At 63.0% G+C, this 22,667-nt stretch carries 18 protein-coding genes; 6 read left to right on the plus strand and 12 right to left on the minus strand.

Annotation, left to right across the window (positions count from 1 at the left end; genetic code table 11):
• Positions 1-9 precede the first annotated feature (9 nt).
• Both IFT98_RS16420 and IFT98_RS16425 read right to left on the minus strand, forming a co-directional pair.
• Positions 10-906 carry a DMT family transporter gene (locus IFT98_RS16420; RefSeq protein WP_192050758.1) on the minus strand — a complete coding sequence of 299 codons (897 nt, stop codon included), beginning with the start codon at positions 904-906 and terminating at the stop codon, positions 10-12.
• Between the two features lie 136 nt (positions 907-1,042).
• The gene (locus IFT98_RS16425; protein ID WP_122479405.1) at positions 1,043-1,675 is read right to left on the minus strand and encodes a TetR family transcriptional regulator; all 633 of its coding nucleotides are present in this window, start codon (positions 1,673-1,675) and stop codon (positions 1,043-1,045) included.
• Between the two features lie 258 nt (positions 1,676-1,933).
• On the opposite strand from IFT98_RS16425, the gene IFT98_RS16430 reads away from it, so the two are divergent.
• From IFT98_RS16430 to IFT98_RS16445, 4 genes are all read left to right on the plus strand, one after another.
• On the plus strand, positions 1,934-3,082 hold the full coding sequence (locus tag IFT98_RS16430; RefSeq protein ID WP_122479406.1) for an efflux RND transporter periplasmic adaptor subunit: 1,149 nt from the start codon (positions 1,934-1,936) through the stop codon (positions 3,080-3,082).
• Between the two features lie 3 nt (positions 3,083-3,085).
• Complete coding sequence (locus tag IFT98_RS16435; RefSeq protein ID WP_192050757.1) at positions 3,086-6,262, plus strand: efflux RND transporter permease subunit; 3,177 nt, start codon at positions 3,086-3,088, stop codon at positions 6,260-6,262.
• Positions 6,259-7,713: an AdeC/AdeK/OprM family multidrug efflux complex outer membrane factor gene (locus IFT98_RS16440; RefSeq protein WP_192050755.1), complete on the plus strand. Its 1,455-nt coding sequence runs from the start codon at positions 6,259-6,261 to the stop codon at positions 7,711-7,713. Before IFT98_RS16435 ends, IFT98_RS16440 begins: the two co-directional genes overlap by 4 nt.
• Positions 7,714-8,041: 328 nt before the next feature.
• The gene (locus IFT98_RS16445; RefSeq protein WP_192050753.1) at positions 8,042-9,307 is read left to right on the plus strand and encodes an OprD family porin; all 1,266 of its coding nucleotides are present in this window, start codon (positions 8,042-8,044) and stop codon (positions 9,305-9,307) included.
• Between the two features lie 48 nt (positions 9,308-9,355).
• On the opposite strand, the gene pcaC is transcribed toward IFT98_RS16445, so the two are convergent.
• The 9 genes from pcaC to pcaR all read right to left on the minus strand — a co-directional run bounded on the left by pcaC (position 9,356) and on the right by pcaR (position 18,835).
• The gene (gene pcaC / locus IFT98_RS16450; protein ID WP_122713364.1) at positions 9,356-9,748 is read right to left on the minus strand and encodes a 4-carboxymuconolactone decarboxylase; all 393 of its coding nucleotides are present in this window, start codon (positions 9,746-9,748) and stop codon (positions 9,356-9,358) included.
• 12 nt (positions 9,749-9,760) lie between these two features.
• Complete coding sequence (gene pcaD / locus IFT98_RS16455; RefSeq protein WP_192050752.1) at positions 9,761-10,549, minus strand: 3-oxoadipate enol-lactonase; 789 nt, start codon at positions 10,547-10,549, stop codon at positions 9,761-9,763.
• Between the two features lie 10 nt (positions 10,550-10,559).
• Entirely contained in the window at positions 10,560-11,924 is a 1,365-nt protein-coding gene (locus IFT98_RS16460; protein WP_192050750.1) for a 3-carboxy-cis,cis-muconate cycloisomerase, read from the minus strand.
• 45 nt (positions 11,925-11,969) lie between these two features.
• A complete protein-coding gene (locus IFT98_RS16465) occupies positions 11,970-13,259 on the minus strand; it encodes an MFS family transporter (protein WP_122479412.1) in 1,290 nt (429 codons plus the stop codon).
• Between the two features lie 222 nt (positions 13,260-13,481).
• The gene (gene pcaF / locus IFT98_RS16470; RefSeq protein WP_192050748.1) at positions 13,482-14,687 is read right to left on the minus strand and encodes a 3-oxoadipyl-CoA thiolase; all 1,206 of its coding nucleotides are present in this window, start codon (positions 14,685-14,687) and stop codon (positions 13,482-13,484) included.
• Positions 14,684-15,463 carry a CoA-transferase subunit beta gene (locus IFT98_RS16475; RefSeq protein ID WP_192050747.1) on the minus strand — a complete coding sequence of 260 codons (780 nt, stop codon included), beginning with the start codon at positions 15,461-15,463 and terminating at the stop codon, positions 14,684-14,686. The genes pcaF and IFT98_RS16475 overlap by 4 nt, the downstream gene beginning before the upstream one ends.
• The gene (locus IFT98_RS16480; RefSeq protein ID WP_192050745.1) at positions 15,460-16,320 is read right to left on the minus strand and encodes a CoA transferase subunit A; all 861 of its coding nucleotides are present in this window, start codon (positions 16,318-16,320) and stop codon (positions 15,460-15,462) included. Before IFT98_RS16480 ends, IFT98_RS16475 begins: the two co-directional genes overlap by 4 nt.
• A gap of 133 nt (positions 16,321-16,453) precedes the next feature.
• Positions 16,454-17,800 (minus strand): MFS transporter, encoded by a 1,347-nt coding sequence (locus IFT98_RS16485; protein WP_192050744.1) that lies wholly within the window; start codon positions 17,798-17,800, stop codon positions 16,454-16,456.
• 165 nt (positions 17,801-17,965) lie between these two features.
• On the minus strand, positions 17,966-18,835 hold the full coding sequence (gene pcaR, locus IFT98_RS16490; RefSeq protein WP_192050742.1) for a pca regulon transcriptional regulator PcaR: 870 nt from the start codon (positions 18,833-18,835) through the stop codon (positions 17,966-17,968).
• Positions 18,836-19,112: 277 nt separating this feature from the next.
• Between pcaR and IFT98_RS16495 the strand changes: the two genes are divergently transcribed.
• Positions 19,113-19,313: a hypothetical protein gene (locus IFT98_RS16495; protein WP_122713371.1), complete on the plus strand. Its 201-nt coding sequence runs from the start codon at positions 19,113-19,115 to the stop codon at positions 19,311-19,313.
• A 297-nt stretch (positions 19,314-19,610) separates the two neighbouring features.
• The gene (locus IFT98_RS16500) at positions 19,611-21,083 is read left to right on the plus strand and encodes an inorganic phosphate transporter (RefSeq protein WP_122713372.1); all 1,473 of its coding nucleotides are present in this window, start codon (positions 19,611-19,613) and stop codon (positions 21,081-21,083) included.
• 69 nt (positions 21,084-21,152) lie between these two features.
• Here the strand turns inward: IFT98_RS16500 and IFT98_RS16505 are convergent, their stop codons facing one another.
• On the minus strand, positions 21,153-22,625 hold the full coding sequence (locus IFT98_RS16505; RefSeq protein WP_192050740.1) for a helicase HerA-like domain-containing protein: 1,473 nt from the start codon (positions 22,623-22,625) through the stop codon (positions 21,153-21,155).
• Positions 22,626-22,667 lie beyond the last annotated feature (42 nt).

Below are 22,667 nucleotides of genomic sequence, written 5' to 3' on the forward strand. Positions count from 1 at the left end.
GAGGCCCGCTCAGACAGCCGGTCGCTTCTTGCGTTGGGCCCAGGCTACGGCCAGGCCGCTGAGACAGATCACGCTGATGCCCACCACCCCGAAGATGTCGGGGGTGTGGTCGAAGATCAGGTAGCCGTACATCCCGGCGAACAGGATCTGCCCGTAACTGAACGGTGCCAGCAGCGCCGGCGCGGCATGGCGAAAGGCTTGGGTCAGCAACAGATGCCCGAGCATCCCGCAGGTGCCCAGGCCGACCATGAACAGTGCATCGATCCACCCCGGCGCCTGCCAGAAGAACGGCAGCGCGGCGCTCATGATCAGCGTATTGAAGATACCGGCGAGAAAATTGCTGGTGGTCGGGCTGTCGATGCTGCTGAGCTTGCGCGTCAGCAATTGGTACAGACCGAAGAAGAACGCCGATATCAGTGGCAGCAGAATGGCCGGTGTGAACAGGGCACCGCCGGGGCGGATCACGATAAGCACACCAATGAAGCCGGTGATCACCGCCGCCCATTGCGCACGGGTCACCACTTCCTTGAGCAACGGCACCGACAGCGCCGTCACCAGCAGCGGCGCCAGGAAGTTGACCGCAGTGGCTTCGGCCAGCGGTATGTAGCGCAGGCTGGTGGTGAAGAACAGGCTGGTGGCGATCAGGCACAGCGCGCGCAACAGCTGCAGCCCCGGCCGCTTGGTGCGGATCACCGTGGACAGCCCGGTCTGCGGCACGAATATGACCAGCATCAACAGGGTGTGCACCACGTAGCGCGCCCACACCACCACAACGATGGGGAACAGCCCGGAGAGGTACTTGGACAAGGCATCGTGACTGGCGAACAGCAACGTCGCCAGACAGATCAGCGCGATACCGCGCAGCGGCTGGTTGATCCCAGAGAGCAACGGGTTTTGCACGCTCATTCACACGCTCGCAACAGGATGATGAAAGGGTACCGGTCGTGACCTGTCCGCCGCACGCAGGATTCGGGCAGCGGCTGGATGGTGTCGGGTCGATGATGGCGCGAGCAAGGGCGCTGTTACAACTTGATTCAGAACTTTATTTGCGCAACGCCGGTGTCAGGCTCAGCGTCTGCAGGCTCAGGTCCACCCAACGCTCCGCTTCCTGATAGAGGTCGAAACTGTCGGGGACGAGCAACCATTGGCCAATCATGCCATCTATATAGGCGTGCAAGGCGATGGCCGCCCTGACGGTGTCCAGATCGTGCGGCAACTGCTCGCGGTTTACCGCGTTGCGCAACGACCGTTCGATGCGCACATTGCAGTCGATGCTGACCGACTGGCGCTGGCGGCGCATGTCACACATTTCATCGGTGAACTCGCATTTATGGTGCAGAATTTCGTTGAGGCGGCGGGTCTTGGGGTCCACGGCAATCTGCTGAAAGAGGCGAATCAGCAACTGACGCATGCAACCCAGCGGGTCGGGCTCATCCTCGCTTTCACTGGCCTGGGCAAGCTCCTCGAGCGGCTCCTGCAGACTGTCGAGCATGGCCTGCACCAGATCGGCCTTGTTGCTGAAGTGCCAATAGATGGCACCGCGCGTCACGCCTGCCAGGGTCGCGATGTCGGCCAGAGTCGTGCGTGCCACGCCGCGTTCGTAGAACGCCTGCTCGGCCGCTTCGAGAATCTGGCTGCGGGTTTCCTGGGCTTCCTCTTTGGTACGGCGAACCATGGCAGTAGAACCTCAATCTTCAATGCACGCGCGATGCGTAAGGCAGCACGTGCTCAGGCCGGAAATCCCTTTTGTGCAGGGCTTGTCCCGAATGTCGATGGGTGCGCCGCAACGTCGCGGGCATCAGGCCATCAAGTTGTTTACAAACAACCACGAATGTAAGTATATTCGTTAGTAAGCTATTAATCCAGTCGTAACATTTTTTTACCTTTCCACTATTCTTGAGCCCTCCCCCGCGCTCACGACCCGAGGATCTTCATGCAATTCAAGCCAGTTGTTACCGCTCTGGTATCCGCCGTCGCCCTGGCAACCCTGCTCAGCGGCTGTGACAAGAAGGAAGAAGCAGCCCCGCAACAGGCTCAGCAAGCTCCTCAGGTCGGCGTGGTTACCCTGAAAACCCAACCCTATACCTTGACCAGCGAACTGCCGGGTCGGACCACCGCGTACCGCGTGGCCGAAGTGCGGCCGCAGGTCAACGGGATCATCCTCAAGCGTCTGTTCAAGGAAGGTACCGAGGTCAAGGCCGGGCAGCAGCTCTACCAGATCGACCCGTCGGTGTACGAGGCGACGCTGGGCAGCTCCCAAGCGACGCTGGAATCGGCCAAGTCGCTGGCCGGGCGCTACAAGCAGCTAATCGACGAGCAGGCCGTCAGCCGCCAGGAATACGACAACGCCCGCTCCCAGCAGCTGCAGGCAGAGGCCTCGGTGAAGAGTGCGCAGATCGACTTGCGCTACACCAAGGTGATGGCGCCGATCTCGGGCCGCATCGGCCGTTCCGACGTGACCGAAGGCGCACTGGTGACCAATGGCCAGACCAACGCCCTGGCGACCATCCAGCAACTGGACCCGATCTACGTCGACGTGACGCAGTCGTCCGCCGAAATGCTTCGGCTGCGCCGCGACCTCGACAGCGGCAAGCTGCAAAAGGCCGGCGACAACGCCGCCTCGGTCAAACTGACCCTGGAAGATGGCAGCGAGTACGCCCAGGCCGGCAAGCTGGAGTTCTCCGAAGTGTCGGTCGATCAGGCCACAGGCTCGGTGACCCTGCGCGCCGTGTTCCCCAACCCGGAACACGTGCTGCTGCCCGGCATGTTCGTGCACGCCAAGCTGCAGGCCGGTGTGCGCAGCGAAGCCATCCTGGCGCCTCAGCAAGGCGTGACGCGCGACCTGAAGGGCACCCCGACCGCGTTGATCGTCAACAAGGACAACAAGGTCGAGCAGCGTCAGCTGGTGGCCAATCGCACCGATGGCGCCTATTGGGTGATCGAGAAAGGCCTGAACGCTGGCGATCGCCTGATCACCGAAGGTCTGCAATACGTCAAGCCAGGTGCCGATGTGACCGTCAAGGATGCTGGCAACCTGACTCCTGAACAGTCCGCCCCTGCCGCCAACGGCAAAGGTGAGTAATCGATGTCTAAATTCTTTATCGACCGCCCCATTTTCGCCTGGGTTCTTGCCCTGGTGATCATGCTGGTGGGTGGGCTGGCCATTCTCAAGCTGCCCATCAACCAATACCCGGCCATCGCGCCGACCGCCATCGACATCCAGGTCACCTACCCAGGTGCGTCCGCACAGACCGTGCAGGACACCGTGGTACAGATCATCGAGCAGCAGCTCAACGGTATCGACAACCTGCGCTACGTTTCCTCGGAGAGCAACTCCGACGGCAGCATGACCATCAGCGTGACCTTCAACCAGGGCACCAACCCCGACATCGCCCAGGTGCAGGTGCAGAACAAGCTCAACCTGGCCACCCCACTGTTGCCGCAGGAAGTGCAGCAACAGGGCCTGCGCGTGACCAAGTCGGTGAAGAACTTCCTGTTGGTGATCGGCCTGGTGGCCGAAGACGACACACTGACCCGTGAAGACTTGTCCAACTACATCGTCTCCAACATCCAGGACCCGATCTCGCGGACCTCAGGCGTGGGCGACTTCCAGGTGTTCGGTTCGCAGTACGCCATGCGCATCTGGCTGGACCCGGCCAAGTTGAACAAGTATCAACTGACACCGGTGGAAATCAGCGCCGCGATCAGCGCGCAGAACGTGCAGATCGCCACCGGTCAGCTCGGCGGCTTGCCGGCCGTGCCTGGCACCCAGCTCAACGCCACCATCATCGGCAAGACCCGCCTGCAGACCGCCGAGCAGTTCGGCAACATTCTGCTCAAGGTCGACGCTGACGGTTCGCAGGTACGTCTCAAGGACGTCGCGCGCATCGCCCTGGGCGGCCAGAGCTACAGCATCGACGCCCAGTTCAACGGCAAGCCGGCCTCGGGTATGGCGATCAAGCTGGCCTCGGGCGCCAACGCGCTGGACACCGCCAAGGCGATCCGTGCCACCGTGGCCAACCTGGAGCCGTTCTTTCCGCCAGGCATGAAAGTGGTTTACCCGTACGACACAACGCCGACCGTGACCGAGTCGATTTCCGGCGTCGTGCACACGCTGATCGAAGCGATCGTGCTGGTGTTCCTGGTGATGTACCTGTTCCTGCAGAACTTCCGCGCCACGGTCATCACGACCATGACGGTACCGGTGGTACTGCTCGGCACTTTCGGCATCCTCGCCGCGTTCGGTTTCACCATCAATACCTTGACCATGTTCGGCATGATCCTGGCCATCGGACTATTGGTGGACGATGCGATCGTGGTGGTGGAGAACGTCGAGCGGGTCATGGCCGAGGAGCACTTGTCGCCCAAGGAGGCGACCAAGAAGTCGATGGAGCAGATCCAGGGCGCGCTGGTCGGTATCGCCATGGTGCTCTCGGCGGTATTGCTGCCGATGGCCTTCTTCGGCGGCTCCACCGGTGTGATCTACAAACAGTTCTCGATCACCATCGTTTCGGCCATGGCGCTATCGGTACTGGTCGCGCTGATCTTCACCCCGGCATTGTGCGCCACCATGCTCAAGCCGATCGATCTGGAAAAACACGGCCAGCCCAAGCGCGGGTTCTTCGGCTGGTTCAACCGAACCTTCGACCGCAGCGTGGTCAGCTACGAGAACGGCGTGAAGCGCATGGTCACGCACAAGCTGCCGGCGTTCATCGTTTATCTGATCATTTTCGCTGGCATGATCTTCCTGTTCACCCGCATCCCTTCGGCGTTCCTGCCTGAAGAAGACCAGGGCGTCATTTTCGCCCAGGTGCAGACGCCTGCAGGCTCCTCGGCCGAGCGGACGCAGAAGGTCATCGACGAGATGCGCACCTTCCTGCTCGATGGGGAAAACGGCGAAGGCGCTGGTGTGAAGTCGGTGTTCAGTGTCAACGGCTTCAACTTCGCCGGTCGTGGCCAGAGTTCGGGCCTGGCGTTCGTCATGCTCAAACCCTGGGGTGAGCGCGACGCCGAGACGACCGTGTTCAAGATCGCCGAGCGTGCGCAGAAACATTTCGCCAGCTTCCGCGATGCCATGGTCTTCGCCGTGGTCCCGCCTTCGGTATTGGAACTGGGTAACGCCTCGGGCTTTGACTTCTACCTGCAGGATCAGGGTGGGGTTGGTCATGAAAAACTGCTGGAGGCACGCAACCAGTTCCTCGGCATGGCCGCCCAGAGCAAGATCCTGGCGGGCGTGCGTCCCAACGGTCTGAACGACGAGCCGCAGTACCAGCTCACCGTGGATGACGAGAAGGCCAGTGCCCTGGGCATCACCCTGTCGACCATCAACCAGACCCTGTCCATCGCTTTGGGCGGTAGCTACGTCAACGACTTCATCGACCGCGGTCGGGTGAAGAAGGTCTATGTGCAGGGCGAAGCGGCAGCGCGCATGACCCCCGAAGACTTGAACAAGTGGTACGTGCGCAACGACTCGGGCACCATGGTGCCGCTGTCGGCCATCGCCACCGGTGAGTGGATCTACGGTTCGCCCAAACTGTCGCGCTACAACGGCGTGGCGGCGATGGAAATCCTGGGTACCCCGGCACCGGGCTACAGCTCGGGTGACGCCATGGCCGAGGTCGAGGCGCTGGCGAAGAAGCTGCCGGACGGCATCGGCTATTCGTTCACCGGTCTGTCGTACGAAGAACGTCTGTCCGGCTCGCAAGCCCCAGCGCTCTATGCGATCTCGCTGCTGTTCGTGTTCCTCTGTCTGGCAGCCCTGTATGAAAGCTGGTCGATCCCGATCGCGGTGCTTCTGGTGGTGCCGCTCGGTGTCATCGGTGCGTTGATTGCCACCAGCATGCGTGGCTTGTCCAACGACGTGTTCTTCCAGGTAGGCCTGTTGGTGACGGTGGGGTTGGCGGCGAAGAACGCCATTCTGATCGTCGAGTTCGCCAAGGAGCTGCACGAACAGGGCAAGAGCCTGGTCGATGCGGCGGCCGAAGCGTGCCGCATGCGTCTGCGGCCGATCATCATGACGTCGCTGGCGTTCATCCTCGGCGTTGTCCCACTGGCCATTTCCAGCGGCGCAGGTTCAGGCAGCCAACATGCCATCGGTACCGGGGTGATCGGCGGTATGATCACCGCCACCGTCCTGGCAATCTTCTGGGTGCCGATGTTCTACGTGGCCGTGTCGTCGATGTTCAAGAGCAAATACGACAAGGAACACGAGCAGGACAAGGGCAACGACAAAGCCATTACACACGAAGAGGCTGGCCAATGAGCAAGTCACTGATATCCATCGCTGTCGCCGCCTTCGTGCTCGGCGGCTGCTCGATGATCCCCGAGTACCAGCAGCCTGCCCTGCCAGTGGCCGAGCAGTTTCCGCAAGGCGAGGCCTACGCGCCCGCCGATGCGGCCGAAGTGGCTGCGGCCGAACAAGGCTGGCGGCAGTTCTTCACCGACCCGGCGCTTGAGCGCCTGGTGCAGGTGGCGCTGCAGAACAACCGCGACCTGCGCGTCGCAGCCTTGAACATCGAGGCCTACCGGGCGCAGTACCGCATCCAGCGCGCCGATCTGTTCCCGGCCATCAACGCCGACGGCACCGGTACGCGTCAGCGCACGCCGGCCGACCTGTCACAGCTTGGCGAGTCGGGCATCTCCAGCCACTACGGGGTGACCCTGGGCGTCAGCGCCTATGAACTGGACCTGTGGGGCCGCATCCGCAGCCTCAACGAACAGGCGCTGCAGACCTACCTGTCGAGCGAAGAGGCACGTCGTTCCACCCAGATCAGCCTGGTGGCCAACGTGGCCAATGCCTACCTGACCTGGCAAGCCGACCAGGCGCTGTTGAAGCTGACCCAGGATACCCTGGGCGCCTTCGAACAAAGCCTCAAGCTGACCAGCCGCAGCACCGAGGTAGGCGTGTCCTCGGCCCTGGACCTGAGTCAGGCGCGTACCGCGGTGGAAACCGCCCGCGTCAGCCTGGCCCGCTACCAGCGCCAGGTGGCGCAGGACCGCAACAGCCTGACCATGCTGCTGGGCACGCGCATTCCGATGGACTTGCCTGAGGGCCGTGGGCTGGATGCCGACCTGCTCAGCGAAGTACCGGCCGGCATGCCGTCCCAGCTGCTGACCCGGCGCCCGGACATCCTCGAGGCCGAACACGCCTTGCTGGCCGCCAACGCCAACATCGGCGCGGCTCGCGCGGCGTTCTTCCCCAGCATCAGCCTGACCGCCAACGCCGGCACGTCGAGCCGCCAGCTGTCCGGCCTGTTCGACGCCGGCTCCGGCAGCTGGTTGTTCTCGCCCAGCATCAGCCTGCCGATCTTCAACGCCGGTGCGCTGCGTGCGAGCCTGGACTACTCGAAGATCCAGAAAGACATCAATGTGGCCAATTACGAGAAGGTCATTCAAACGGCCTTCCAGGAAGTGTCCGACGGCCTCGCTGCACGCAAGACCTACAACGAGCAGTTGCAGGCAAAGCGTGATTCGGTGCAGGCCAACCAGGATTACTACCGTCTGGCCGAGCGTCGCTATCGGATCGGCATCGACAGCAACCTGACGTTCCTCGATGCCCAGCGTTCGCTGTTCAGTGCCCAGCAGTCGCTGATCACCGACCGGCTTTCGCAGCTGACCAGCGAAGTCAATCTGTACAAGGCTCTGGGGGGCGGCTGGTATGAGCGTACTGGCCAGGCCCAGTTGGCCCAGCCGGCGCAGGCTCCGAAAAGCTGAAGCGTAACGTTGCGTTGAATAAACCACCGCCTGCGGTGGTTTTTTTATGCCGGGCTGGCAGGAATTACGCTTCTACCCAGGAAGCCTCTGAAGAAAATGTCACGCGGGACTGGCCGAAAGTTCAATCTTGAGCAATAGTGGTCTGATGACCAGATAACTGACTTGTTATTAACCAGTTAGTTAGTGTTCGGTTATCGCACGTATTCCCGTGCGGTCGGTTGAATCGGGCGCCACCCCAACGCACCATCCGCGCAACACTTGGCAACATGCATGACCAGCTCATACAAGCGTGCGTCAATCATAAAATCAATAACAATAGGTTTACCCCATGCGCCAGCACTTCCGTCGTTCACCCCGTTTCTTGCCCAACCTGATCGCGTTGACCGTTGCCACGGCCGCCCTGCCCTCCCTTGCAGCCGAGTCCGGCTTCCTGGAAGACGCCAAGGTAGGTCTGAACCTGCGCAACTTCTACTTCAACCGCAATCACACCAACCCGGCTTTCCCGCAGAGCAAGTCCGAGGAATGGACCCAAAGCTTCATTCTCGATGCCAAGTCCGGCTACACCCAAGGCATGGTCGGCTTCGGTGTGGACGTGCTGGGCATGTACTCGGTCAAGCTCGATGGTGGCCGTGGCACCTTCGGTACCCAGTTGCTGCCTACCCATTCGGGTAACGAACCGGCCGACGATTTCGGTCGGTTGGGTGTGGCCGCCAAGGCCAAGATATCCAAGACCGTGCTCAAGGTCGGTGAATGGATGCCGGTGCTGCCTATCCTGCGCTCGGATGACGGGCGCTCGCTGCCGCAGACTTTCCAGGGCGGACAGGTCACCTCCCAGGAAATCGACGGCCTGACCCTGTACGGCGGCCAGTTCCGCAAGAACAGCCCGCGCAACGATGCCAGCATGGAGGACATGTTCCTGCAGGGGCGCGCCGGCATCACTTCCGACCGCTTCAACTTCGTTGGTGGCGAATACACCTTCAACAACAAGAACACCTTGGTCGGCCTGTGGAACGCCGAGCTCAAGGACATCTACCAGCAGCAGTACCTGCAGATTCTCCACAGCCAGCCCCTGGGCGACTGGACCCTGGGTGCCAACCTGGGCTTCTTCCATGGCAAGGAGGACGGCAGCGCACGCGCCGGCGATCTGGACAACAAGACCTGGTCGGCGCTGCTGTCGGCCAAGTACGGCAGCAACACCTTCTATGTCGGCCTGCAGAAAGTCACCGGCGACAACGGCTGGATGCGCGTCAACGGCACCAGTGGCGGCACCCTGGCCAACGACAGCTACAACTCCAGCTACGAGAACGCCAAGGAGAAATCCTGGCAGTTGCGCCATGACTTCAACTTCGCCGGCGTCGGCGTACCGGGGCTGACCCTGATGAACCGCTACATCAGCGGCGACAACGTGCACACCGCCACCGTCACCGACGGCAAGGAATGGGGCCGCGAAACCGAGCTGGCCTACACCGTGCAGTCGGGCACCTTCAAGAGCCTGAACATGCGCTGGCGCAACTCGACCATGCGTCGCGACTACAGCACCAGCGAGTTCGACGAAAACCGCGTGATCGTCAGCTATCCGTTGAGCATTCTGTAACCCTCGCGCCGGTGACGGGCATGGCGCCCGCACCGGCCCGCTCGGGCGTCACTGACGCGATTCGACACCCAACTCATCCCAGACCGATTCGGCCAAGTGAAACGTTGCGTTGGCCGCGGGAATGCCACAATAGATGGCGCTCTGCATCAACACCTCCTTGATCTCTTCACGGGTGACGCCATTGCTGGCCGCCGCACGCAAGTGCAGCTTTAGCTCGTCGTTGCGGTTCATGCCGATCAGCATGGCGATGGTGACCAGGCTGCGGGTGTGCCGCGGCAGGCCCGGACGGGTCCAGATATCGCCCCACGCATGGCGGGTGATCATCTCCTGGAACTCGCTGTTGAACTCGGTCAGGTTGTTCAGGCTGCGCTCCACGTGCGCCTCGCCCAACACCGCTCGCCTGACCTTCAACCCTTCGTTGTAACGTTCTTTTTCGTCCACGGGCGTGCTCCTTCAGCGCAATAGAAATTCGACGACCCGGTCGCTGAACGGCGCACCGATTTCGACATTGGACAGGTGCGCCGCGGCAAACTCGGCGTACTGCGCACCGGCCACCTGCTCGACGATGAATTGCGCGTCGGCGGGCGTGGTCACAGCGTCCTCGGTGCCTGCGATCACCAGCAGCGGTACCTCGATAGCGCCCAATTGCTCGCGAAAATCGGCGTCGCGCACGGCCGCGCAGTTGGCGGCGTAGCCTTGAGGCGAAGTGGCCGCGAGCATGTCGGTGACGCGCCGGGTTTCGGCCGGGTTGGCGTCGGCGAACGCCGGGGTGAACCAGCGCGCGATGGAGGCGTCGCGCAACGACTGCATGGCCGCCTCGCCCTGTCCAAGGACCATTTCGATCCTGGGGTTCCAGACGTCCTGGGTGCCGATTTTCGCCGCCGTGTTGCAGATCACTAGTTTGTGCAGGCGCTCGCCGGCGTTGATCCCCAGCCATTGGCCGATCAGGCCACCCATGGACAGGCCGCAGAAGTGCACCTTGTCCAGTTGCAGGGCATCGAGCAGCGCGAGCACGTCGCCACCCAGCTGTTCGATGGTGTAGGTGCCCGGGGTCACCAGGGATCGGCCATGGCCGCGGGTATCGTAGCGCAGCACCTGGAAATGTTCGGTGAAGGCGGCCACCTGGCCGTCCCACATGTGCCGGTCGGTGCCCAGCGAGTTGGACAGCACCAGTACGGGCTTGTCCTCGGGGCCTTCCAGACTGTAATCGAGTTCGCCCTCGGCGAGTTTTACCTGTGCCACGCTCATCTCCTCACGCATTCAAAAGATCGTGTTCGGCCACCGCCCGTTCGACCCAGACCTGGGCCTGGCCCAGGTAATGCGAAGGGTCCAGCAGACCGTCCAGTTCATTGGCGGCCAAGTGCTCGGTGACCTGCGGCTCGTCGCCGAGCACCGCGCGCAGGTGCCGGCCCTGGGCGACGGCCTGCTTGCAGCACTGTTCCAGCACATGATGGGCGCGGTCGCGACCGATGCGCTGGGCCAGTACGATGCTGACGGCTTCGGCCAGCACCAGGCCCTGAGTCAGGTCCAGGTTTGCCAGCATGCGCTCCGCGTCGACCTGCATGCCATCGGCAATGGCCAGGGCCTGCTGCAGCGCGCCGGACACCAGGCAGCAGATCTCCGGCAGGGTCTCCCATTCGGCATGCCACAGCCCCAGGCTGCGCTCGTGTTCCTGCGGCATGGCGCTGAACAGGGTGGCCAGCAGGCCCGGCACCCGGGTGGCGGCGCCGATCAGCACCGCCGCACCGACCGGGTTGCGCTTGTGCGGCATGGTCGAGGAACCGCCCTTGCCCGGTGCGGACGGCTCGAACACTTCTGCCGCCTCGGTCTGCATCAGCAGGCTGATGTCCCGGCCCAGCTTGCCCAGGCTGCCAGCCAACAGACCCAGCACCGAGGCCAGCTCCACCAGTCGGTCGCGCTGGGTATGCCAGGGCTGGTCGGGCAGGTTCAGGTGCAGTTCCTCGGCCAGGGCCTGAGCCACCGGCATGGCTCGATCGCCGAGTGCGGCCAGAGTGCCCGATGCGCCGCCGAACTGCAGACAGGCCAGCCGCGGCCTGAGCTCGCGCAAGCGCTGCCGGCTGCGGGTCAAGGCGCCAAGCCAGCCAGCGATCTTCATGCCCAGGGTGACGGGCGTGGCGTGTTGCAGCCAGGTCCGTCCGGACATCACGGTGGCCGAGTGGCGGCGGGCCTGCTGGCTCAGGGCGTTACCCAGACGCTGCAAGTCGGCTTCGATCAGATCGACTGCCGCCAACAGCTGCAGGACCAGCCCGGTGTCCATCACATCCTGGCTGGTCGCACCCAGGTGCACGTAGCGCTCGGCATCGGCGTCGTTGGCGGCGATGGCCTTGCCGAGCATCTTGACCAAGGGAATGGCTGAATTACCAGCGCTGGCAATGGCCTGCGCCAGGGCCTGGAAGTCGTATAGCTGGGCCTTGCACGCGGCCTCTATGGAGGCGACTGCAGTGCCAGGGATCACGCCGACCCGGGCCTGGGCGCGAGCCAGCGCGGCTTCGAAATCGAGCATGCCCTGCACCCGGCCATGGTCGCAGAAGATCTGGCGCATGGCCGGAGCGGTGAAGTAGACATCGAACAACTGATTGTTCGGCGGTTGGTTCATGGAACTCCCTTGCAAGGGCGCGCCAGCGATGGCGCGCCCTTGGGCTTAATGGTCGGTATGCAGGTACTTGGGCTGCTTGGGCAGACGCAGGCTGAACAGGAAGGCGATGGCCATCATCACCGTGACGTACCAGTAGAACGCGTTTTCGTTGCCCATGTTCTTCAGGTTCAAGGCGACGAATTCTGCAGAACCGCCAAACACCGCGTTGGCCACCGCGTAGGCCAGGCCGACGCCCAGGGCGCGCACTTGCGGCGGGAACATCTCGGCTTTGACCAGGCCACTGATCGAGGTGTAGAAGCTGACGATGGCCAGCGCCAGGGTGATCAGCACGAAGGCCAGGAACGGGCTGGTGACGGTTTTCAATGCCATGAGGATCGGCAGGGTGCACAAGGTGCCGAGCCCGGCGAACCAGAGCATCGAGGTGCGCCGGCCGATGCGGTCGGCGAGCATGCCGAACAGCGGCTGCATGCACATGTACAGGAACAGCGCGCCGGTCATGATCAGGCTGGCGGTCTTGGCGTGCATGCCCGCCGTGTTGACCAGGTACTTCTGCATGTAGGTGGTGAAGGTGTAGAAAATCAGCGAGCCGCCAGCGGTGTAGCCCAATACGGTGATGAAGGCTGCGCTGTGGTTCTTGAACAGCCCGGCGATGCTGCCGGCGTCCTTGTCGTTGCGCGTTTCGGCGGTGCTGGTTTCCTTCAGCGTACGGCGCAACAACAGTGAGATGATCGCGGCCACGGCACCAACGAAAAACGGAATGCGCCAGCCCCAGGCCCGCAGTTCCTGCTCATCGAGAAACTGCTGAAGAATGACCACGGTCAGCACGGCCAGCAGTTGCCCGCCGATCAACGTCACGTACTGGAACGACGCGAAGAAACCACGCTGACCGCGCAGGGCGACTTCGGACATGTAGGTCGCCGTGGTGCCGTATTCACCGCCTACCGACAGCCCCTGGAACAGCCGGGCCAGCAGCAGGATGATCGGCGCCCAGACGCCGATGGTGGCGTAGGTCGGCAGGCAGGCGATCACCAGCGAGCCGGCGCACATCATCAGTACCGAGATCATCATGGAGTTCTTGCGGCCATGCTTGTCGGCCACGCGGCCGAACAACCAGCCACCGATCGGCCGCATCAGAAAGCCCGCGGCGAACACCCCGGCGGTGTTGACCAGTTGCACGGTTGGATCGTCGGAAGGAAAGAAGGCTGGCGCGAAATAGATGGCGCAGAAGGCGTAGACATAAAAGTCGAACCACTCCACCAGGTTGCCCGATGAAGCGCCGACGATGGCGAATATGCGCTTCTTGCGCTCCTCACCGGTGTAATGAACTGTTGTCATGTTTTAGTTCTCATTGAGGTCGGTAAAGGCTAGACATAACCTGTTACAACCTCAGGCACAAGGTGATTGGCGGTCTGGGAGGTTGAGGGTTGGCTTTAGGGCCTCTTCGCGGGCAGAGCCCGCTCCCACAGGAGCCTGCTCCCACAAGAACATTTGATCTATGTGGGAGAGGGCTTTTCTGTGGGAGCGGGCTCTGCCCGCGAAGAGGCCAGTGAAGCCCCCTCAAACCCGCTCGATCGCCAACGCCAGACCCTGCCCTACCCCCACACACATCGTCGCCAGCCCGCGCTTGCCGCCACTTTTTTCCAACTGATGCAGTGCGGTCAACACCAGCCGCGCCCCGCTCATGCCCAGTGGGTGCCCCAAGGCAATCGCCCCGCCATTGGGATTGACCTGCGCAGCGTCGTCCGCCAGCCCCAGCTCGCGCAGCACGGCCAGGCCCTGGCTGGCGAACGCCTCGTTGAGCTCGATCACGTCGAAGTCCTCGACCGCCAGGTTCAGGCGTTCCAGCAGCTTGCGCACCGCCGGTACCGGACCGACGCCCATCACCCGTGGCGCCACCCCGGCACTGGCCATGCCCAGCACCCGGCCACGCGCCGTCAGGCCATGCTTTTGCACTGCCTCGGCACTGGCGAGAATCATGGCGGCGGCGCCGTCGTTGACACCCGAAGCATTGCCTGCGGTCACGCTCTTGTCGGCGCCGTTGACCGGCTTGAGCCTGGCCAGGGTTTCCAGGGTGGTATCGGCACGTGGATGCTCGTCCTGCTCGACCACGGTTTCGCCCTTCTTGCCGGGAATGCGCACCGGCACGATCTCCTCGGCGAAGAAGCCCTCCGCCTGGGCGGCAGCGGTGCGCTGCTGGCTGCGCACGGCGAACGCGTCCTGGTCCTCACGGGAAACCCGGTAATCGTCGGCCACGTTGTCGGCGGTCTGCGGCATCGCATCGACGCCGTATTGGGCCTTCATCAGCGGGTTGATGAAGCGCCAACCGATGGTGGTGTCTTCCAGCTTCATGTTGCGGGAGAACCCGGCATCGGCCTTGCCCATGACGAAGGGTGCGCGTGACATCGATTCAACACCACCGGCAATCGCCAGCTCCATCTCGCCACTGGCAATGGCCCGAAACGCAGTACCCACCGCATCCATGCCCGAGGCGCACAACCGATTGAGGGTCACGCCGGGTACGCCCTCGGGCAGACCGGCCAGCAGCAGTGCCATGCGCGCCACGTTACGGTTGTCTTCGCCGGCCTGGTTGGCGCAGCCCATGAACACTTCGTCGACCTGCGCCCAATTCACCGTCGGGTTGCGCTCGAGCAACGCCTTGATCGGTATGGCGGCAAGGTCGTCGGCGCGAACGTTGGCCAGGCTGCCGCCGAAGCGACCAATCGGTGTACGCACAGCATCGCAAATGAATACGTCGCGCATCATGCTTCTCCCGGTGCCTGGCCGTGGGCGGCCGCGGTGCGGGCCTCCAACGCGCGCAGGGCGTCCAGTTCGGTGGCGTCGGGTTCGGCCGTGGTCTGCACGTCGTCGGCGAAGCGGATCGGCCAGCCAGTGGCCGCGCTGATCTGCTCGCGGGTCACGCCGGGGTGAATGGAGGTGACCACGAATTCGTTGGTGCCGGCTTCCGGTTCCATGATGCACAGGTCGGTGATGATCCCGACCGGGCCTTGCCCCGGCAGGCCCAGGCGCTTGCGAGAGTCGCCGCCGTCACCGTGGCCCACCGAGGTGACGAAATCGAGTTTTTCGACGAAGCTGCGGTTCGACTGCTTGAGGATGATCAGCACGCTCTTGGCCGAGCCGGCGATTTCAGGCGCGCCGCCAGCGCCTGGCAGGCGCACCTTGGGCTGGTGGTAGTCGCCCACCACCGTGGTGTTGATGTTGCCGAAACGGTCGACCTGGGCGGCGCCGAGGAAGCCGACATCGATACGCCCACCCTGCAGCCAGTAGCGAAAGATTTCACCGGTGGGCACAACGGTGTCGGCGGTTTCTGCCAGCTCGCCATCGCCGATGGACAAGGGCAGCACGGTGGGTTTCGCGCCAATCGGGCCGGATTCGTAGATCAGCACCACGTCGGGCGAGGACGTCAGGCGCGCCAGGTTGGCGGCCTTGGACGGCAAGCCGATGCCGACGAAGCAGACCGCGCCGTTGCGCAGGCGCCGCGCGGCGGCGACGGTCATCATTTCATTGGTGGAATAAGTCATGGGGTCACCTGCGCTGCGCTGGCCAGTTTGGCCCGGTATTCGCTGAAGTCCTGGGTGCCGCGGATGTAGGTGTCGATCCAGGCGGTAAACGTCTGCCGGTCTCGCGCAATGGGGTCCCAGGCTTGGTAGAACACGTTGTCGCGCTCGGTGTAGCCATGGGCGTAGGACGGATGTGCCCCACCCGGTACGTGGCAGACCGCAGTCAGTGCCCAGGTCGGCAGTACGCAGGCGTTCATGGGGGCCTGCAGGTCGTCGACGATTTCTTCCACCGTGACGATGCAGCGCTCGGCGGCCAAGGCGGCCTCCTTCTGCACGCCGAGGATGCCCCACAGCAGTACGTTGCCCTTGCGGTCGGCTTTCTGCGCATGGATCACGGTGACATCGGGGCGCACCGACGGCACCGCTGCCAGCACTTCGCCGGTGAAGGGGCAGGTCACCGTCTTGATCAGCGGGTTGACCTTGGGCAGATCGGAACCGGCGTAGGCCCGCAAGACCGCGAATGGCAGACCCGAGGCACCCGCCACATAGGCATTGGCAAGGTCGGCATGGCTGTGTTCTTCGATCTCCAGCGCTTGCGGCCACTGCTTCTCGACGGCATCGCGCAGCCGATGCAGCGAACCGACACCGGGGTTGCCACCCCACGAAAAGATCAACTTGCGAGCGCAACCGGCGCCGATCAACTGATCGTAGATCAGGTCGGGGGTCATGCGGACCAGCGTCAGGTCTTTCTTGCCTTGACGAATGATCTCGTGACCTGCAGCGGTTGGAATCAGGTGGGTGAAGCCTTCGAGCGCGATGGTGTCGCCATCGTTGACGAATTGCTTCACCGCATCGGTAAGCGACAGGATTGCAGCCATGTGGGCAGGACTCCTCGATACTGTGAGCCATCTTGTTTGAATGAAGCTGGCGTACAGGTTAGGACGCCAGCCTCTCACGAACAATCCGATTATCGACTATTCGTTCGATAATCGAACAATACAGCGGCGTGCTTCAGGTAGCGTCGGCGTGGCTGACCCGACTCTTGATCAACAAGGCCACGGTGGCCAGCACGGCAGGGACGACCAGCGCAGTCAGCACCTGTTCGAAATCCCAGCCCAGGCCAAGCAGTGTCGCGCCCATCCAGGCGCCCAGGATCGCGCCGAAACGGCCGATGCCCAGCATCCACGACACACCGGTAGCGCGCCCCTGCGTCGGGTAGAACCGCGCGGCCAGTGACGGCATCGCCGACTGCGCACCGTTGACGCACATCCCGGCGATCAGCACCAGCGTCGCCAGCACTGTAATGTTGCCCAGGCTTTGCCCCACCGCGTAGGCGAATACGCCAGCCAGCAGGTAGAACGTGGCGATGACCTTGTGCGGGTTGAAACGGTCCATCGCCCAGCCCACGCCCACGGCACTCAGTACGCCGCCGAACTGGAACAGCGCGCCGATGAAGGCAGCCTGCTCGAGGCTCGCGCCGCTGTCGCGCATCAGCGTCGGCAGCCAGCTGGTCAACAGATAGACGATCACCAGACCCATGAAGTAAGTCAGCCACAGCAGCAAGGTGCCGGCACGGTAGGTGCCCGAAAAGATCACCGCCAGTACGTTGCTCGCCTTGACGGTTTTCTGTTCAGGCACGCTGAAACGCTCGGCCCGCGCCACTTGGTCCGGGTCGATCGGTGCAAGGGTGCGCCGGATTTTTTCCACGCTTTTGTTGCGTACCACCAGATACCGCGCCGACTCGGGCAGCCAGACCATCAGCACCACTGCCAGCAGCAGCGGCAGCACACCGCCGAGCAACAGCAGGCTGTGCCAGCCGAAGGCAGGAATCAGCTTGGCGGACATGAACCCGCCTCCGGCCATGCCAAGGTTGAAACCGCAGAACATGCTGGTCACCAGCAGCGAGCGAAACCGTTCAGGGGTGTATTCGGACAACAGCGTTGTGGCGTTGGGCATACCCGCGCCCAGCCCCAAGCCGGTGAGAAAGCGCAGGATCAGCAGTTGATCGACGTTGCTGCTGTAGGCCGATGCCAGGCTGAACCCGCCAAACACCAGCACCGCCCCAACCAGCACCAGCTTGCGCCCGAAGCGGTCGGCCAAAGGCCCGGAGCCCAGCGCGCCGAACACCATGCCAATCAGCGCGGCGCTCATCACCGGCCCCAGGCTGGCCCGGTCGATGCCCCACTCCTGCGACAGCGCCGGCGCGATGAAGCCCATGGCGGCGGTGTCCAGGCCATCCAGAAAGACGATCAGGAAACACAGGATGACCACACGCCATTGGTAGCGCGACAGCGGTCGGTCGTTGATCAGGGTCTGCACATCCAGGCACACCCCTGCAGCGTTGGCAGGTCTGTTCATTATTGTTCTTGTCATTGTAGTTATTCGGGAAAGACGGGCACATCGACACATGCCTGAGCAGTCGATGCGATGGACATTAGTCAGCGCGCCCTGGCCCGGTCAATCGCGCACCTGCAGATGTGTGCGGTCACCGCACACTGCAATGCCCGCGCTGGCCACGACCGTTCAAGCGAACAGTTGCGCACTCAAGTCGCGGCTGGCAGCCAGCATGATCGGCAGGAAGCGTTGCTCCAGTTCCGCCCGTGTCACCCGCCCGGCGTGGGTGCTGACGTTGAGCGCGGCCAGCACCTGCCCAGACGCGTCGTACACCGGCACGGCAATCGAACGCAGGCCCTGCTCCAGCTCCTGATCGACGATGCACCACCCCTGCTGGCGGACCCGCTCCAGGCATTCGAGCAGGGTCACCTTGCTGGTCAAGGTGCGGCTGGTCTTGGGTGCAAGGTCGGTGTGCTGCAGGTATTCGTGCAAAGAGGCGTCGTCGAGCGCGGCGAGCAATATGCGGCCCATGGAGGTGCAATACGCCGGCAGCCGGCCGCCCACCGACAGGTCCACTGAGATCAGCCGTTGGGTCGTGGCCGAGCGCGCGATGTAGAGGATGTCGTCGCCTTCGAGGGTGGCCATGTTGCAGGCTTCGTGCAACTGCTCGCTCATGCGATCCAGATACGGTTGTGCCGACACCGCCAGGGGCGTCGATGACAGGTAGGCATGCCCCAGGGTCAGGACCTTGGGCAGCAGCGAGTAGGTGCGCCCATCGGTGGTGGCGTAGCCCAACTTGATCAGCGTATGCAGGCAGCGCCTTACAGCGGCGCGCGGAATTTCGGTGCGGTGGCTGATCTGCGCAATGGTCAAGTGTCGCTTGCGCTCCTGGAACGCTTGCACGACTGCCAGCCCGCGGGCCAGCGAGGTCATGAAGTCGGGATCGCCGGTGAACGCCTGGATGCGCTTGGCCGGCGATGCGACGATCGGCGGAGCCAGGGAGCTGAACGCATTTCGCTGAGGCGCTGTCGAGCCTGCCGGTGGAGTATGTTCGTTCATCGTACTGCCCTCTGGATTCTTCGGAACCGATCGAGGGCGATTATCGAACCACCGGGCGATAATCGCAAACCTGCGGCACGGGCGCTTCGTGGGCAGTTCTGAAACTTATCGCTGTTTACGCTTTCTCACTGTGTGTCGAGTGATGCTATACACATTCGATGACAGGCCTACGTGTCCCGTTGACGCCGCGAGCCGCTACAATGCGGTCGCCGACCGGCATGTCGCTTATGAAGCCCTATCCGCGGGTTTCAACTTTCCAATTATCAGAGTAATGAATGTGACGAAAGACGAACTGCGCGCGCAACTGGAGCGCCAGGAACAACGTTACAAGGAAGTCTACGGCGGCGAGATCACCACCTACGCCGCTCAGCCGGAACCCGAACGCAAGCCTTGGCGCAAACGCGCCAGTATTGTCGACCTGGCGTTTCAGGAAGAGATCCAGAAGATCGAAAAAGACCTGCAGCAGCAGAACGCCTGACACTGACGTGGCCCGATGCGCCGTACACGCCAGGCCACGTCAATTGCCTTCAAAAATGCGTCATTCGACGACAGATTTCATACGCCCGTTTGAATGATTCCAGGCAATGTGCAGGACCCTGCCCTTGAGTGATAGCCCGAATTTTCGGGGCTGAGGTACCTGCTGCAAAGGCGTCAGCCTCTGCCACTGCCTGCCGTGCACTGGAAAAGCGGACCCACCGGTCAGCGCCTGGGGGGTCATAACGCGCCGATTTCTGGCATAATCGCGCCCCCTCAATGGCCCGGTCACAAAACCTTCATGATCGAATTATTCAGCGCACTGGATGCGTGGGTGTTGGTCAGCCTGTTCTTAGCGCTGGCGTTTGTTCTCACCTTCGAATTCATCAACGGCTTTCATGACACCGCCAACGCGGTGGCCACAGTCATCTACACCAAAGCGATGCCGCCGCATCTGGCCGTGTTCCTGTCGGGTATCTTCAACTTCCTCGGCGTGCTGCTGGGCGGCGTCGGCGTGGCTTACGCGATCGTCCACCTGCTGCCGGTGGAGTTGCTGATCAACGTCAACACCGGACATGGCCTGGCCATGGTGTTCTCGCTGCTGGCCGCGGCCATTACCTGGAACCTGGGCACCTGGTATTTCGGCATTCCGGCCTCGAGCTCGCACACCCTGATCGGCTCGATCCTGGGCGTGGGCCTGGCCAATGCCTTGATCAACGACATCCCCCTGGGCGATGGCGTGAACTGGCAGAAGGCAATCGACATCGGCGCTTCGCTGGTGTTCTCGCCCATCGCCGGGTTCGTGGCCGCGGCCCTGGTGCTGATCGGCCTGAAATGGTGGCGTCCGGCGTCCAAGATGCACAAGACTCCGGAGCAGCGCCGCAAGCTGGACGACAAGAAGCATCCGCCGTTCTGGAATCGGCTGGTACTGGTATTGTCGGCCATGGCCGTGAGTTTCGTGCACGGCTCCAACGATGGCCAAAAGGGCATCGGCCTGATCATGCTGGTATTGATCGGTATCGTCCCGCAACAGTTCGTGCTGGACCTGAACGCGACTACCTACCAGATCGAGCGGACCCGCGACGCTACCCAGCACCTGAGCCAGTTCTACCAGCGCAACCAGGCCACCCTGGGTGAGTTCCTGGCGTTGGGCAAGGCTCAGCAAGGCGATCTGCCGGAGAAATTCAGCTGCAATCCGCAGCAGACCGAACCTACCATCGCAGCGCTGCTGAGCACGCTCGAAGGTGTTGCTGACTACCATTCGCTGGCGGCAGAGCGTCGCATCGAAGTGCGTCGCTACCTGCTCTGCCTGGATGACACGGCGAAAAAGGTTGGCAAGCTGCCAGCACTGGAGCCGCGTGAGAAATCCGACCTCGAAAAGCTGCGCAAGGACCTCACCGCGACCACCGAGTACTCGCCGTTCTGGGTCATCCTGGCCGTAGCCCTGGCCTTGGGCACCGGCACCATGGTCGGCTGGAAACGCGTGGTTCTGACCATCGGCGAGAAAATCGGCAAGCAGGGCATGACCTACGCCCAGGGCATGTCGGCGCAGATCGTAACCGCTTGCGCCATCGGCGCGGCCAACGTGTTCAGCCTTCCCGTGTCGACCACGCACATTCTGTCTTCAGGCGTGGCTGGCACCATGGTAGCCAACAAGAGTGGGCTGCAAGGTGGCACGGTCCGCACGATCATGCTGGCATGGGTGTTGACCCTGCCCGCCTCAATGGGCCTGGCGGCCGGGCTGTTCTGGTTGGCGAGTCAACTGGTCGGCTAGGTACTGAGCGACAGTTGCAGAAAAGGCGCCCGCGGGCGCCTTTTTGCATGGGTGGGAAAACACTGAACGCTACTTGCGCTTGCTGCCGCCGAGCAAAGACCCCATCAAGCCGCGGACCAACTGGCGACCGAACTGGTTGGCCGCCTGGCGCATCGCCGACTTCAATGCCTGCCCCGCAGCGCCACTGAGAAACTCACCGGCCTTGTCGGCCAGGCTTGGCGCGGACGGTTGTGCGGGGTCGGCGGCGGGCGCCAGTTTGCGCGCGGTCAGCAGTTCATAGGCGGACTCGCGATCCACTGGCTGATCGTAGCGCCCGGCCAGTGCAGAGCCGCGGACCACGGCGGCACGCTCGGTGTCCGTCAGCGGGCCGATACGCGACTGCGGCGGCGCGATCGAGACACGCCGGACCATCGCCGGGGTGCCTTTCTCCTCCAGCGTTCCGACCAAGGCCTCGCCGGTGCCCAACTCGGTGAGCACCGCCAGGGTGTCGAACTCGGGGTTGGGGCGGAAACCTTCGGCAACCGCCTTGAGCGCTTTCTGCTCGCGAGCGGTGAACGCCCGCAGACAGTGCTGGATACGCAGGCCGAGCTGGGCCAGTACCGCATCGGGCAGGTCACTGGGGGACTGGGTGACGAAGTACACGCCGACGCCCTTGGAGCGGATCAGTCGCACCACTTGCTCCAGGCGATCTTGCAGGGCTTTGGGTGTGCCGTTGAACAACAAATGGGCTTCGTCGAAAAACAGCGCCAGCAACGGCTTGTCGGCATCGCCGCGCTCGGGCAACTGCTCGAACAGCTCGGCCAGCAGCCACAGCAGGAACGTGGCGTAGACTTTCGGCGCCTCGTGCACCAGGCGGCTGGCGTCGAGCAAATGGATGCGACCACGGCCGTCGGCGTCGGGGTGCAGAATGTCTTCCAGGCGCAACGCCGGCTCACCGAACAGCGCTTCGGCGCCCTGCTGTTCCAGCGTGGCAAGGCGGCGCAACAGGGCCTGGCTCGAGCCCGTGGTCATCAGCGCGCTGTCGTCACCCAGCAGCTCCGGGTTGTCCCGAAGGTGATTGAGCAGCGCCTTGAGATCCTTGAGGTCGAGCAGCAGCAAGCCTTCGCGGTCGGCCACCTTGAAGGCGGCGTACAGCGCGGACTGTTGGCTGTCGGTGAGTTCCAGCAAGCTGCCCAGCAGCAGCGGTCCCATTTCGCTCAGCGTGGTGCGCAACGGATGGCCGGATTGCCCATGGATGTCCCAGAGGGTGACCGGACAGGCCTGTGCGCGGTAATCCAGCCATGGCATCTGCGCAATCCGCTCGGCGATCTTGCCCTGCGGATTGCCACTGGCGCCGAGGCCGCACAGATCACCCTTGATATCGGCAGCAAAGACCGCCACCCCGGCCTCGCTGAATGCCTCCGCCAGGCGCTGCAGGGTGACCGTCTTGCCGGTGCCGGTGGCACCGGCGATCAAACCGTGGCGGTTGGCCAGACGCAGGTCCAGACCCACTGGCTCGCCGCTCAGGTCAGCACCGAACAATACGTGTCGGGCATCCGTCATGTTGCACCTCTGCTGTTATTCAATGAAGCCTGACCCAGCGTA

The organism is Pseudomonas sp. CFBP 8770 (assembly GCF_014841705.1).
Lineage (GTDB): Bacteria > Pseudomonadota > Gammaproteobacteria > Pseudomonadales > Pseudomonadaceae > Aquipseudomonas.

Excerpts from the sequence above, each read along its gene's own strand:
- IFT98_RS16420 (WP_192050758.1), bottom strand. The coding sequence starts at position 906 with ATGAGCGTGCAAAACCCGTTGCTCTCTGGGATCAACCAGCCGCTGCGC.
- IFT98_RS16425 (WP_122479405.1), bottom strand. The coding sequence starts at position 1,675 with ATGGTTCGCCGTACCAAAGAGGAAGCCCAGGAAACCCGCAGCCAGATT.
- IFT98_RS16430 (WP_122479406.1), top strand. The coding sequence starts at position 1,934 with ATGCAATTCAAGCCAGTTGTTACCGCTCTGGTATCCGCCGTCGCCCTG.
- IFT98_RS16435 (WP_192050757.1), top strand. The coding sequence starts at position 3,086 with ATGTCTAAATTCTTTATCGACCGCCCCATTTTCGCCTGGGTTCTTGCC.
- IFT98_RS16440 (WP_192050755.1), top strand. The coding sequence starts at position 6,259 with ATGAGCAAGTCACTGATATCCATCGCTGTCGCCGCCTTCGTGCTCGGC.
- IFT98_RS16445 (WP_192050753.1), top strand. The coding sequence starts at position 8,042 with ATGCGCCAGCACTTCCGTCGTTCACCCCGTTTCTTGCCCAACCTGATC.
- IFT98_RS16460 (WP_192050750.1), bottom strand. The coding sequence starts at position 11,924 with ATGAACCAACCGCCGAACAATCAGTTGTTCGATGTCTACTTCACCGCT.
- IFT98_RS16465 (WP_122479412.1), bottom strand. The coding sequence starts at position 13,259 with ATGACAACAGTTCATTACACCGGTGAGGAGCGCAAGAAGCGCATATTC.
- pcaF (WP_192050748.1), bottom strand. The coding sequence starts at position 14,687 with ATGATGCGCGACGTATTCATTTGCGATGCTGTGCGTACACCGATTGGT.
- IFT98_RS16475 (WP_192050747.1), bottom strand. The coding sequence starts at position 15,463 with ATGACTTATTCCACCAATGAAATGATGACCGTCGCCGCCGCGCGGCGC.
- IFT98_RS16480 (WP_192050745.1), bottom strand. The coding sequence starts at position 16,320 with ATGGCTGCAATCCTGTCGCTTACCGATGCGGTGAAGCAATTCGTCAAC.
- IFT98_RS16485 (WP_192050744.1), bottom strand. The coding sequence starts at position 17,800 with ATGAACAGACCTGCCAACGCTGCAGGGGTGTGCCTGGATGTGCAGACC.
- pcaR (WP_192050742.1), bottom strand. The coding sequence starts at position 18,835 with ATGAACGAACATACTCCACCGGCAGGCTCGACAGCGCCTCAGCGAAAT.
- IFT98_RS16500 (WP_122713372.1), top strand. The coding sequence starts at position 19,611 with ATGATCGAATTATTCAGCGCACTGGATGCGTGGGTGTTGGTCAGCCTG.
- IFT98_RS16505 (WP_192050740.1), bottom strand. The coding sequence starts at position 22,625 with ATGACGGATGCCCGACACGTATTGTTCGGTGCTGACCTGAGCGGCGAG.